The sequence below is a fragment of the Bifidobacterium santillanense genome, from assembly GCF_018555385.1.
In the GTDB taxonomy this organism is placed as follows: domain Bacteria; phylum Actinomycetota; class Actinomycetes; order Actinomycetales; family Bifidobacteriaceae; genus Bifidobacterium; species Bifidobacterium santillanense.
Genome location: NZ_JAFEJS010000002.1, coordinates 148,279 through 160,862, shown reverse-complemented (window position 1 = coordinate 160,862; position 12,584 = coordinate 148,279). Strand labels below are relative to the sequence as shown.

General features: G+C 66.4%; 9 protein-coding genes. 8 read left to right on the top strand and 1 reads right to left on the bottom strand.

Going from position 1 to position 12,584, the window contains the following annotated elements:
* Positions 1-214 precede the first annotated feature (214 nt).
* The 4 genes from glmS to JS528_RS03240 all read left to right on the top strand — a co-directional run bounded on the left by glmS (position 215) and on the right by JS528_RS03240 (position 5,413).
* Positions 215-2,107 carry a glutamine--fructose-6-phosphate transaminase (isomerizing) gene (gene glmS / locus JS528_RS03255; RefSeq protein WP_214357677.1) on the top strand — a complete coding sequence of 631 codons (1,893 nt, stop codon included), beginning with the start codon at positions 215-217 and terminating at the stop codon, positions 2,105-2,107.
* A 314-nt stretch (positions 2,108-2,421) separates the two neighbouring features.
* Positions 2,422-3,384 carry a pseudouridine synthase gene (locus tag JS528_RS03250; protein ID WP_214357676.1) on the top strand — a complete coding sequence of 321 codons (963 nt, stop codon included), beginning with the start codon at positions 2,422-2,424 and terminating at the stop codon, positions 3,382-3,384.
* Between the two features lie 154 nt (positions 3,385-3,538).
* Positions 3,539-3,988, top strand: coding sequence for a hypothetical protein (locus JS528_RS03245; RefSeq protein WP_214357675.1), 450 nt, complete (start codon positions 3,539-3,541; stop codon positions 3,986-3,988).
* Between the two features lie 522 nt (positions 3,989-4,510).
* Complete coding sequence (locus tag JS528_RS03240) at positions 4,511-5,413, top strand: CTP synthase (RefSeq protein ID WP_240541281.1); 903 nt, start codon at positions 4,511-4,513, stop codon at positions 5,411-5,413.
* A 249-nt stretch (positions 5,414-5,662) separates the two neighbouring features.
* Here the strand turns inward: JS528_RS03240 and JS528_RS03235 are convergent, their stop codons facing one another.
* Positions 5,663-6,652, bottom strand: a complete 990-nt coding sequence (locus JS528_RS03235) for a LacI family DNA-binding transcriptional regulator (RefSeq protein WP_214357825.1) — start codon at positions 6,650-6,652, stop codon at positions 5,663-5,665.
* A 454-nt stretch (positions 6,653-7,106) separates the two neighbouring features.
* On the opposite strand from JS528_RS03235, the gene JS528_RS03230 reads away from it, so the two are divergent.
* The 4 genes from JS528_RS03230 (at position 7,107) to JS528_RS03215 (ending at position 12,542) form a co-directional block, all read left to right on the top strand.
* Complete coding sequence (locus tag JS528_RS03230; RefSeq protein WP_214357674.1) at positions 7,107-8,039, top strand: carbohydrate ABC transporter permease; 933 nt, start codon at positions 7,107-7,109, stop codon at positions 8,037-8,039.
* Positions 8,036-9,025, top strand: a complete 990-nt coding sequence (locus tag JS528_RS03225) for a carbohydrate ABC transporter permease (RefSeq protein ID WP_214357673.1) — start codon at positions 8,036-8,038, stop codon at positions 9,023-9,025. The genes JS528_RS03230 and JS528_RS03225 overlap by 4 nt, the downstream gene beginning before the upstream one ends.
* 206 nt (positions 9,026-9,231) lie before the next feature.
* Entirely contained in the window at positions 9,232-11,313 is a 2,082-nt protein-coding gene (locus JS528_RS03220) for a beta-galactosidase (protein ID WP_214357672.1), read from the top strand.
* 131 nt (positions 11,314-11,444) lie between these two features.
* A complete protein-coding gene (locus JS528_RS03215; protein WP_240541280.1) occupies positions 11,445-12,542 on the top strand; it encodes a LacI family DNA-binding transcriptional regulator in 1,098 nt (365 codons plus the stop codon).
* Positions 12,543-12,584: the final 42 nt, after the last annotated feature.

Below are 12,584 nucleotides of genomic sequence, written 5' to 3'. Positions count from 1 at the left end.
TCGGCCAAGCCTACGGTCGGGCAACGTGATCCGCCGCCCTTCGCTCCGTTTCGTTGGTATCTCGCGCGTTTCGTACGGTTCCTGTGATGGGCGGCATTGCGTGTCGTCGGACCGTAGGCTTGGCCGAACGGCCTTGAGTGTGTCCGGCGACACGCAATGCCGCCCATCACCCACCCGCGAACCCCGTTACGTTTTGTTGGTAGGGTAGAGGGCTATGTGTGGAATCGTTGGATATGCAGGACAAGTTGAAACCGCGTGCGGCAAGCCTCTGGAGGTGTGCCTCCAGGGCCTCAAGCGACTCGAGTACCGTGGCTACGATTCGGCCGGCGTGGCGCTGACCGCGCCCGGCATGGACCACGTCGCGGTGCGCAAGAAGGCCGGCCGTCTCGCGAACCTCGTCGAGGACATCGAGAAGAAGCCCATGCCGCTGGCGACCGTCGGCATCGGCCACACGCGCTGGGCCACCAACGGCGTGCCGAGCGACGTGAACGCCCACCCGCACACCAGCGAGGACGGCAAGGTCGCGATCATCCACAACGGCATCATCGAGAACGCCTCCCAGCTGCGTCTCGATCTGCAGGCCGAGGGCTACCACTTCTCGTCCGCGACGGACACCGAGGTCGCCGCCAAGCTGCTCGGCAAGATCGTCGACACGATCATCAGGGAGGACGGCGCCCCCGACCTGTTCAAGGCCGTGCGCCGCATGGCCCGCATGCTCAAGGGCGCGTTCACGATCCTCGCCACCGACTGCCGCCAGCCGGACATCGTCGTCGGCGCGCGCCATGATTCGCCGCTCGTCGTCGGTCTCGGCGACGGCGAGAACTTCCTCGGCTCCGACGTCGCCGCGTTCGTCGCGTACACGAAGCGCGCGATGGAGGTCGATCAGGATCAGGCCGTGTGCGTGAGCGCCGACAAGGTGATCGTCACCGACTTCAACGGCAACGTCGTCGCGAACCCGAAGACCTACACCGTCGACTGGGATGCCTCCGCCGCGGAGAAGGGCGGCTGGGACTCGTTCATGGACAAGGAGATCCACGAGGATCCGGCCGCCGTGCAGCGCACGCTGCTCGGCCGATTCGACAAGAACGGCGACGTCGCCCTCGACGAGGTGCGCATCGATGAGCATGACTTCAAGGCCATCGACAAGATCATCGTCATCGCGTGCGGCACCGCCGCGTACGCGGGCATGGTCGCCAAGTACGCGATCGAGCACTGGGTGCGCATCCCCGTCGAGATCGAGCTGGCGCACGAGTTCCGCTACCGCGACCCGATCCTCACCCCGCGCACGCTCGTCGTCGCGATCTCGCAGTCCGGCGAGACGATGGACACGCTGATGGCTCTGCGCCATGCGCGCGAGCAGGGGTCGAAGGTGCTCGCGATCTGCAACACGCAGGGCGCCTCCATCCCGCGCGAATCCGACGCGGTGCTCTACACGCACGCCGGCCCGGAGGTCGCGGTCGCCTCGACCAAGGCGTTCGTCGCGCAGATCACCGCCGCCTACCTGCTCGGCCTGTACCTCGCGCAGGTCAAGGGCGCGATGTTCCGCGACGAGATCCGCCACATCCTCGACTCGCTCAAGAACATGCCCCGCAAGATCCAGTGGATGCTCGACACGCAGACCAAGACGATCCATCAGGCCGCCGAACGCATGCTGAACGCGCAGTCGTTCCTGTTCCTCGGCCGTCACGTGGGTTATCCGGTCGCGCTCGAGGGCGCGCTGAAGCTCAAGGAGATCGCGTACACGTTCACCGAGGGATTCGCCGCCGGCGAGCTCAAGCACGGTCCCATCGCGCTGGTCGACGAGGGCGAGCCGGTCGTGTTCATCGTGCCGCCGGAGCGCGGCCGCAACGTGCTGCACGCCAAGGTGCTCTCCGGCATCGAGGAGGTCAAGGCGCGCGGCGCGTTCATCATCGCGGTCGCCGAGGAGGGGGACAAGGACGTCGAACGCTACGCGGACGTCGTCTTCTGGCGCCCCGCCTGCCCGACGCTGATGAGCCCGCTCGTCGACGTGGTCCCGCTGCAGCTGTTCGCGATGGACATGGCCAAGCTCAAGGGCTACGACGTCGACAAGCCGCGCAATCTCGCGAAGTCGGTCACCGTGGAGTAGGGAATATACGAATCTGCCGGCGTGGGTCGGCGTATGCGATGCGGGACACGCTCCAGGCCGCTTGGCCAAGCCTACGGTCCCGCATCGCATACGCCGACCCACGCCTCGTTGCGCATGGATGTCGCGGGAGCGCCGGTATTGCATCTCGCTGTGTACGGATATTGCGTCGGGGTATGGCGTCCTTGCGGAGGGGACATCCTCCGAGATCAGCTCGGTGGTGGTTCGCGTGTGGCTCCTCTCGCCGGGGGGCGTCCGCGGAGCGGACTGAGGGGAGCCGGGACGGAGGATCCGGCAGACAGAGCAGAGGAGGACCCATGGCATCCCATCATCGTTTCGTGACCTCGGAACCGGCGATTCCGTTCGAGTTGGATGTGGTGTACGAGGACGCGGGCATCATCGTGGTGGACAAGCCGCATTTCCTCGCGACCACGCCGCGTGGCATGTGGTACCGCGAGACCGCGCTGATGCGGCTGCGCGAGATGTACGGGGACGACTCGATCACTCCGGCGCACCGGCTCGACCGGCTCACGGCGGGCATCGTCGTGTTCGTGCGGGAGCCCTCGCTGCGCGGGGCGTACCAGATGCTGTTCCAGGAGCGGCGCACATCGAAGACGTACGAGTGTCTGGCACCGTGCGCGCCGATCACGCGACCTCGGTACGGCACGATCGAACGGCTCGAACCGCCGCGCGTGTTCCCGTTGCGACGCCGCTCGCGCATCGTCAAGGAACGCGGGGTGCTGCAGGCGTACGAGGAACCGGGCGCCGTCAACGCCGAGACGATCATCGAACCGGGGGAGTGGCGTTCGGGCGGGTCCGTGGAGTCCACAGGCCGTCCGATTACCGCCGTGCCGCATCTCTGCGCTGATCCCGTGGATTCGGCCGCTCGGCCGTTCGTCGCCGTGTCGCATTCCCATGCCGCTTCCGAGGGCGGTCGGTCGGCCGATCCGTCGTCGGTCCCGCTCTCCGTCGGCCGGGGGCGCCGAGTCGGGCGGCGGATTATTCGGGCCGGCCGATCCGTCGTCTCTTCGTCCAATTCCGTTCGCGCCTACACGCTGCACCCGTTGACCGGCAAGACCCATCAGCTGCGGGTGCATATGAACTCGCTCGGACTACCGATCCTCGGCGACGATTTCTACCCACGAGTCGTCCAACGCGCCTACGACGACTTCTCCCAGCCGCTCGAGCTGGTCGCCCGGCGATTGGCATTCACCGATCCGGTGTCCGGCGAGCCGCGCGAGTTCGTCTCCCGCATCCCGCTTGGTCGGGTCGGCCGGTGATATCTGTCTCGACTGTGATTCGTCGGTTCGCGAACCGACGGATGCGACGGGTCTCCTTCGCATAGGCCGATCGTTCGTTTCCTGTCGTTTCCTGTCGTTTCCTGTCGTTCCGGTCCCATGGCGGATCTGTGCAGGTTCGTGTCATGGACTCCGCATGCCGGTGTGCGGCGGAATGATGGATCTCGTGGATGCCATCTCGAACCTGCTGCCGTGGTTCGTGCCTTGCGGTTTTGCCGCCGTCGCGCTCGCCGCGCTGTTTCGCCGATTGCTGCGCTGCGGGTGGATCAGCGCCGGAGCGCTTGGTTCCGCTCCGGTGCTCGGCTGGTCGGCCATGTTGCTATTGGATTTGAGCGTCGTGACCGCCGATTATCCGTCGATCTCCGCCCAGCATCCGAACGGCTGCGACGGATGGCTGCATCCGTGCGGCGTCGGTCCCGGTCCGTTGTCGGGAATGCTGTTCGCCGGCGCCGGACTGTGCGCGCTCGCGACGGTCGTCATACTGCTGATCGACGTCTTGATGCTCATCGTCGGCGTCGTTTCCCTCGTCTTCGATTGGGCCTCCGACCGTCGGGACCGTCCGTCCGGTCGTGGGCGATCCGGCTGATTCGGCCGGTTCGGATTCGACCGACTCGACCGATCCGTTCGATCCGGACTCGGTCGAATCCATGTCGGCATGTCTCGGTTGTCCCCATGAGTGGCGTCATTGCGGTGTCATCGGGCAGGTATTGGACGACACATACCTACGTGTTGTTTCACTTGGAAGCGCTGGAATGGAACAATACGCAGGTATAGGGCGGTTGAAACCTGCGTGATGTTTCATACGCCGTGCGATCCTGTCGCCATGAGGGGAGAAGCTGGTTCATGAGTGCAACGATGCACCGTCCACAGCCGGGAATCATCGGCGACGAAGGGGATTGCAATGGCAACGACAACAACGACGACATACGGACATGACGGTCGCGCATCCGAAAGGAGCGCGCCCCGCGACGGGACCCATGGTTTCGCCGGGAGCGCCGGCCCCGGCGGGAACGTCGGACCCGTAACACGCGAATCCGACGGCATCCCCGGCGCGCGGCTGTGCATCGTCGGGGCGGATCGGGCCACGCGCACACGCATGTGGCGTCGCATGAAGACCGGCAAGGCGGTCAGACCATACCGCGGCGTCTACGCCGACGCCGCATACTGGAGGACGCTGAACCCGAAACAACGTATGCTGCACGTGGCGGAGGCGCTGTCGCGGCGTCACCCGGAGTGGGTGTTCGCGGGATTGACCGCCGCGGCCGCGATGAATCTGGACTACACGTGGTCATTGCTGAACGACGATCGCATATACGTCGCTTCGGGCGCGGAAGGACGTGGGTACACGCGTTCGGAGGTGACGACGATCTTCGTGGCGTCGGGTGAAACCTGCATGACCAGATACGTCGTGGACGGTGCGGAGGTCACGGTCCGTACGACGACGCCCGCCCGCACGCTGGTGGATTGCGCGCTGCGGTATCCGTTCCGACTGGTGCTGGGCATGTTCGATTCGGCGTTCTGCCGGAAGATCGCCGATGAGGAGAGCGTGCTCGGCGAGTGCGACCGCGTACGCGCCGACTGCGGGCCGGTGTTCCGTCTGCTGCATTACACCGACGCGCGCAGCGAGAACGGAGGCGAATCGTTGTGCCGGGCGACGCTGATCGACGAGGGATTCGCCGTGCCCGAGCTGCAACGGGAATTCGTCGATCCAGCGAACGCGTGGAACGTGCGTCGCGTCGATTTCGTCTGGCATACGGCCGACGGACGCACGATCGTGCTCGAATACGACGGCACGCGCAAGTACGTCGATCCGGTCATGACGAACCGACGCGACATCCAGCGCGTCGTCGCCGAGGAGAAGTCCCGCGACGACATGCTGTTGCGTGCGGGCGTGGCGACGGTGGTGCACGTCACCTACGACGACGTCGTGAACCGGGGCGCGCTGTGGGGCAAGCTCACCGACGCCGGCGTGCCGCAGACCGGGCCGATTCCGTTCTACGAACGCGGGTAGGCGGGTGACGGGGCTATGGGCGGAACGATGGGCAGGTTTCGGACGGCACATACCTGCGTGTTGTTTCACTTGCGGGTCCTGATGTGGAACGATACGCAGGCATGTATCGTCCGAAACCTGCGTGACGTTTCATCCGGCCCCGTTCGCGGTGGATGAATCCGGTGGGCGTACGGGCATATCCCGTGGAACGGAGCCGATGGGACGGAAAGCCGACGGGCGGAATGCAGGCGGGAGCCGGAATCGGCCGCCCTACTCGTTCAAGTCGCGCACGGAGCCGCGTTCGACGAACTCGGCGGGGATGACGGTCTTGGTGCCGGTCGGCACCTTCTCGCCCTCGCACTGGCGGCGGACCATCGAGAAGGCGGTGGCGCCGATCTCATCGAACTTCATGCGCATCGTCGTCAGGTCGAGGCGCGGCACCATATGCACGAGCGAATCGTCCACGCCGACGACGCTGACGTCCTCCGGCACGCGCTTGCCCGCGGCCTTGAGCCCCTGGATCGCGCCGTACGCCATCTGGTCGTTCGCCGCGTAGATCGCCGTGCAGTTCGGGTCGTGGGCGAGTGCCATGCCGGCCTGATAGCCGGAGTCGGCACGCCAGTCGCCCACGTACGTGTCGGGGACCGGCGCGCCGAGCTGCTCGAGCGCCTCGCGCCATCCGCGGGCACGGCTTTCGGCGGCGCGCGACGACGCCGGACCGGCGATGTGGTAGACGGTGCGGTGCCCCTTGCTCATCAGATAGTCGACGATGGCGGTCGAGCAGCCGTACTGATCGGCGTCGACGGTGGGGCAGTGGTCGGCCGCGCCCTCGGTGATGAGCACGACTGGCAGGTCCTTCGGCGGACGGTATCCGGCGAATCCCGCGATGCGCTCCTCGAGCAGGACGATGACGCCGTCGACCGGCTGCTGCTTCATGCGGTCGACGGCCGCCGTCAGCGTGCGCTCGCCGGTGGGCGGGATGAGCTGGACGGTGATCGAGTAGCTGTCGGCGATCGCGGCCTTGAGGATGCCGTCGAGGATGCGCGAGTTGCCGAACGTGGTCATTTTGAACAGCACGACGCCGATGTTGCGGAAACTGCCGTGTTTCAGGGCGCGGGCCGCGTAGTTCGGGCGATAACCGAGACGCTCCATGGCGGCCTCGACGCGCTGGCGCGTGTCCGGGCGCACGGCGTCGCTGCCGTTGGCCACGCGGGAGACCGTCTGCGGCGAGACGCCCGCCTCCCTGGCGACGTCCTGCATCGACACCTGAATGCTGCGTGGCATGGTTCCTGCTCCTCGGTTCTCTCGCTCGCTATCCGTTCCGTCCGCGATCGGTCCGGTCCCGCCGGATTCCCGGCTCCGATCGGCTCCGTTCCCCGTGCCGTCGGATGGATCGGTCCGACGTTCTTCGGCATGGCGTATGGAACGCGGTTGTCCATCATACGTCCTCGTACGCTGGTTCGGTCCCGTTCTCCCCGATGCGGGGGTCGGAGGCATCCGTTTCGTCGCCGCTGACGTATATATGCACAACGATGTTTTCGTGACCATTATATGCCATTGCCGGCAAAACGCGGAAACCTCGGAGTGGACAGAGTGAGAAATGGTGTTATGATGATAACGCAAACATTTAGAGGGATGGATACGGAAGCCATGACGGCCGGAGGATCGACCGCCGGATTCCGCCCATCGAGCCTTCGAAGGAGAGGGGCTGGCAATGGCATCAGCACAGGCTTCCGCGGCCGTGGCGTCCGGTGGGGCGTCCGTCGGTCGTGAGAACAGGCACAGGGCGGATTGGCGTGGTTGGAAGTTCATGGGACCGTTCGCGGTGGTGTTCGTGTTCGTGTTCATCATTCCGATCGTGTACGCGATCTACATCTCGTTCTTCAAGAAGCAGATGATCGGCGGCACGAAGTTCGTCGGTTTCGAGAACTACACGCGTCTGTTCGTGGATGCCCAGTTCTGGAGCTCGGTCGGCCGCGTGGCGCTGTTCACGTGCGTGCAGGTGCCGATCATGCTGTTCCTGTCCGCGGCGATGGCGTTGGCGCTGGATTCGATGAAGCTGCACGGCGCGAAGTTCTTCCGCATCTCGACGTTCCTGCCCTACGCGGTGCCGGCCGTGGTCTCGACGTTGATCTGGGGCTTCGTGTACGGCGCCAAGTACGGCCTGGTCGGTTCGCTCAACGACGTGCTGGGCACCAACCTCGACCTGTTCGCCCCGTCGGTGCTGCTGGCGTCGATCGGCAACATCGTGACCTGGGAGTTCACGGGCTACAACATGCTGATCTTCTACAGCTCCCTGTCCACGATCCCGCACAGCCTGTACGAGGCGGCGTCGATCGACGGCGCGAGCGAGTGGCAGATCGTCAAGTCGATCAAGCTGCCCGAGCTCAAGGGGTCGCTGGCGATCACGGTGATCTTCTCGATCATCGGCTCGTTCCAGCTGTTCAACGAGCCCTCGATTCTGCAGAACATGGTGCCGGGCAATGCGATCACGACGTACTACACGCCGAACATGTACGCGTATAACCTGTCGTTCTCCGGCAACCAGTCGAACTACGCCGCCGCGCTGGCGATCACGATGGCGGTCATCACGATGGCGATCGCGTACGCGGTCCAGCTCAACAGCATGAAGGAGCAGATGAAGTGAGTGCAGCAACAACTTCCGCGCAGTCGCTGCGCGAGCAGGAGAGGGCCGCCCGCAGGGCCGAGAAGGAACGCCAGAGGAGGGTCGCCAGGGACGAGGCCGCGGAACGTCGTCGCGCCGAGAAGGCGGGTTTCGCGAACGTGAACAACCCGCGCCGTTCGACGTGGATGACGGTGGTGTGCGCGATCTTCGCGGTGTACTGCCTGTTCCCGTTCGTCTACCTGATGATCAACGCCACCAAGACCCAGGCCGACTTCACCTCGACCTTCGGCCTGGGCTTCGGCAGGACGTTCGCCCTGTTCGACAACATCGCGACGGTGTTCACGTACCAGGACGGCATCTTCGGCCGCTGGCTGGTCAACACGCTCCTGTACGTGGTGGTCGGCGCCGGCGGCGCGACCCTGCTGGCGATCATGGGCGGCTACGCGCTGGCGAAGTTCCGCTTCCCGGGCCGCAAGGCCGTGTTCGCGGTGATCATCGGCTCGATCTCCGTGCCGGGCATCGCGCTGGCGGTCCCGCAGTTCCTGCTGTTCGCCAAGCTGGGTCTGACGAACACCCCGTGGGCCATGATCATCCCGTCGCTGATCAGCCCGTTCGGCCTGTACCTCATGTGGATCTTCTCCGAGCAGGCGGTCCCGACCGAGCTGCTCGAGGCGGCCCGTGTGGACGGCGCCAGCGAGTTCCGCACGTTCTGGACCATCAGCCTGCCGCTGCTGGCGCCCGGCATCGTGACGACCGCGCTGTTCACGATCGTGGCGACGTGGAACAACTACTTCCTGCCGTTGATCATGCTCAAGGACGCCGACTGGTACCCGCTGACCATCGGCCTCAACCAGTGGAAGGACCAGGCCTCCACGGCCGGCGGCCAGGCGATCCAGAACCTCGTCATCACGGGATCCCTCATCACGATCATCCCGCTCGTGATCGCGTTCCTGTGCCTGCAGAAGTACTGGCAGTCCGGCCTCGCCGCAGGCGCCGTCAAGGAATGACGGGCGTGGAGACGTTCGTGATGCTGCGCATCGTGCAGGTCCCTCCCGACCGGTGCGCATGACGACAAGGGCCCGCGGGTCGCTCGCGCGATCCGGGCCCTTGCTCCGCATGGGCCGTCACGAACCGTCGTGAACAACCATCATGCGCCGCCCATGCGCCCATCCGACGAACGACGACAACCGCAACGAACACCAAAGGATTCGCAATGACTGAACGCAGAGCATTCAACTGGCCGCAGCCGCTTGCGGGCGACAAGCCCCGCATCTGGTACGGCGGCGACTACAACCCCGACCAGTGGCCCGAGGAGGTCTGGGACGAGGACATCGAACTGATGAGGAAGGCCGGAGTCAACCTCGTCTCCGTCGCCATCTTCTCCTGGGCGAAGCTTGAGCCCCGCGAGGGCGTCTACGACTTCGACTGGCTCGACCGCGTCATCGACAAGCTGGGCAAGGCCGGCGTCGCCGTCGACCTCGCCTCCGGCACCGCCTCGCCGCCGATGTGGATGACCCAGGCCCACCCGGAGATCCTGTGGGTCGACTACCGCGGCGACGTGTGCCAGCCCGGCGCACGCCAGCACTGGCGCGCCACCAGCCCGGTCTTCCTCGACTACGCGCTCACGCTGTGCCGTAAGATGGCCGAGCACTACAAGGACAACCCGTACGTGGTCTCCTGGCACGTGAGCAACGAGTACGGCTGCCACAACCGCTTCGACTACTCCGAGGACGCCGCGCGCGCCTTCCGCAAGTGGTGCGAGAAGCGCTACGGCACCATCGACGCCGTCAACGACGCCTGGGGCACCGCCTTCTGGGCGCAGCGCATGAACGACTTCTCCGAGATCATCCCGCCGCGCTTCATCGGCGACGGCAACTTCATGAACCCGGGCAAGCTGCTCGACTGGAAGCGCTTCAGCAGCGACGCCCTGCTCGACTTCTACAAGGCCGAGCGCGACGCCCTGCTCGAGATCACCCCGGGCAAGCCGCAGACCACGAACTTCATGATCTCCGCCGGCGGCACCGGCCTCGACTACGACAAGTGGGGCTACGACGTCGACTTCGTGTCCAACGACCACTACTTCACCCCCGGCGAGGCCCACCTCGACGAGATGGCATACGCCGCCTCCCTCACCGACGGCATCGCCCGCAAGAAGCCGTGGTTCCTGATGGAGCACTCCACGTCGGCCGTCAACTGGCGTCCGATCAACTACCGTAACGAGCCGGGCGAACTGGTGCGCGACTCCCTCGCCCACCTCGCCATGGGCGCCGACGCCATCTGCTACTTCCAGTGGCGCCAGTCCAAGGCCGGAGCCGAGAAGTGGCACTCCGCGATGGTGCCCCACGCGGGTGCCGACTCCCAGATCTTCCGCGACGTGTGCGAACTCGGCGCGGACCTGAACAAGCTCGCCGACGAGGGCCTGCTCGGCACCGAACTGGTCAAGAGCAGGGTCGCCGTCGTCTTCGACTACGAATCGCAGTGGGCCACCGAGCACACCGCCACCCCGAGCCAGAACGTGCGCCACTGGACCGAGCCGCTCGACTGGTTCCGCGCCTTCGCCGACAACGGCGTGACCGCGGACGTCGTGCCGGTGCGCGGCGACTGGGACAGCTACGACGTGGCCGTGCTGCCCGCCCTGTACATCCTGTCCGAGGACACCTCACGCCGCGTGCGCGAATACGTCGCCAACGGCGGCAAGGTCATCGTCACCTACTACACCGGCCTGTCCGACGAGCGCGACCACATCTGGCTCGGCGGCTACCCCGGCTCGATCCGCGACGTCGTCGGCGTGCGCGTCGAGGAGCACGCGCCGATGGGCGACGACTTCCCGGGCGCGATGGACCACCTCGACCTCGCGAACGGCGCCGTCGCGCACGACATCGCCGACGTGATCACCTCCGTGGCCGACACGGCCCGCGTCCTGACGACCTTCAAGGCCGACAAGTGGACCGGCCTCGACGGCGCGCCCGCCATCACCGTCAACGAGTACGGCGACGGCAAGGCCGTGTACGTCGGTGCCAAGCTCGGCCGCGCGGGACTGGCGACGAGCCTGCCCGAGATCCTCGGCGAACTCGGCGTCGAGACCCCGGCCGAGGACGACCGCGGCGAGGTGCTGCGCATCGAGCGTGCGGACGCGAGCGACGAGAACCACTTCGTGTTCCTGTTCAACCGCACGCACGACGTGGCGGTCGTCGACGTGGAGGGCGAGCCGCTCGTCGCCTCGCTGGCCCAGGTCAACGACGGCGAGCACACCGCCGCCATCCAGCCCAACGGCGTCCTCGTCGTGAAGCTGTAGTCGCTGCAGTCGATCCGCGCGATGCGCGACGTGACGCCCCCGCCGTACGGACGGGGGCGTCGTCGTATCCGCCGGCCGTACGGCATCGGCGGCGTCGGCCGCATCGCGGCATGTACGGTAGGGTGGAATCCATGTCTGGCAGGAACAGGAACGCGGTCACGATGGCCGACGTGGCCCGCGAGGCCGGCGTCTCGGTCGCCTCGGTCTCCAATTACCTCAACAAGCGCCCCTATATGAGCGAGGCGATGGGCGAGCGCATCGCACGGGCCATCGCGCGACTCGGCTATCAGGTCAACTCCTCGGCCCGCAACCTCAGATCCGGGCGCACCAAGCTGCTCAAACTCGTCATCCCCGACCTGCGTCAGATGTACTTCGCCGATCTCGCCGAGGACATCCTCGCCGAGGCGCGCCGGCGCGGGTACGGCGTCATCGTCGAATCGACGTCCAACAGCCGCGACCACGAGCTCGCCGCGATCGCCTCGATGGGCACGCGTCCGGCCGACGGCCTCATCCTCAGCCCGCTGATGATGACCCGCGACGACATGGGGCTGCTGGAGGGCGCCTATCCGCTGGTCATGCTCGGCGAACGCCTGTTCGGCATGGACGCGCCGCACGTGCTGATCCGCAACCACGAGGGCGCGGCGGCGGCCACGAGCCACCTCATCGAGTCCGGCCGGCGCCGCATCGCCGTCATCGGCGCCGTGCGCTCCGAAATCGCGCGGGAGGGCGCGGCTTCCGATCTCACCGCGGCGCACGGCAGATCGTCAACCGACGGGACGCGAGCCGAGACGTCGTCCGGCGCGCTGCGCACGCGGGGATACCTCGCGGCGCTCGCCGACCACGGCGTTCCTCTCGACCCGGAGCTGCTCGTCGAGACCCGCGGCTGGAACAGCGTCGACGGCTTCGACGCCATCGGGCGGATGTGCGATTCGGGACTCGGGTTCGACGCGGTGTTCGCGCTCAACGACACGCTGGCGTGGGGCGCGCTGCGGTGTCTGCGCGAGCGCGGCGTCGACATCCCGGGCGAGGTCCGCGTCGTCGGGTTCGACGACATCGACGAATCGTCGTACATGGTCCCGTCGCTGACGACGGTCGACCCCGGCCGCGCAGACATCGCCCGGCTCGCCGTCGAATCGATCGTCTCGCAGATCGAGGCGGGGGAGCGGGCCGGCGCCGCCTCGATCGAGGCGCCCTGCCGGCTGGTGTTCCGCGAATCCTCACCGAGGTAGGGCGTGTGCGACGCCCGCTCGCGACGGGTCGGGTCGGGCGCC

What these genes read in the sequence shown, in the direction of transcription:
- JS528_RS03215 (WP_240541280.1), top strand. Translation starts at nt 11,445, where the DNA reads ATGTCTGGCAGGAACAGGAACGCGGTCACGATGGCCGACGTGGCCCGC.
- JS528_RS03245 (WP_214357675.1), top strand. Translation starts at nt 3,539, where the DNA reads ATGCCGGTGTGCGGCGGAATGATGGATCTCGTGGATGCCATCTCGAAC.
- glmS (WP_214357677.1), top strand. Translation starts at nt 215, where the DNA reads ATGTGTGGAATCGTTGGATATGCAGGACAAGTTGAAACCGCGTGCGGC.
- JS528_RS03235 (WP_214357825.1), bottom strand. Translation starts at nt 6,652, where the DNA reads ATGCAGGACGTCGCCAGGGAGGCGGGCGTCTCGCCGCAGACGGTCTCC.
- JS528_RS03230 (WP_214357674.1), top strand. Translation starts at nt 7,107, where the DNA reads ATGGCATCAGCACAGGCTTCCGCGGCCGTGGCGTCCGGTGGGGCGTCC.
- JS528_RS03240 (WP_240541281.1), top strand. Translation starts at nt 4,511, where the DNA reads ATGAAGACCGGCAAGGCGGTCAGACCATACCGCGGCGTCTACGCCGAC.
- JS528_RS03220 (WP_214357672.1), top strand. Translation starts at nt 9,232, where the DNA reads ATGACTGAACGCAGAGCATTCAACTGGCCGCAGCCGCTTGCGGGCGAC.
- JS528_RS03250 (WP_214357676.1), top strand. Translation starts at nt 2,422, where the DNA reads ATGGCATCCCATCATCGTTTCGTGACCTCGGAACCGGCGATTCCGTTC.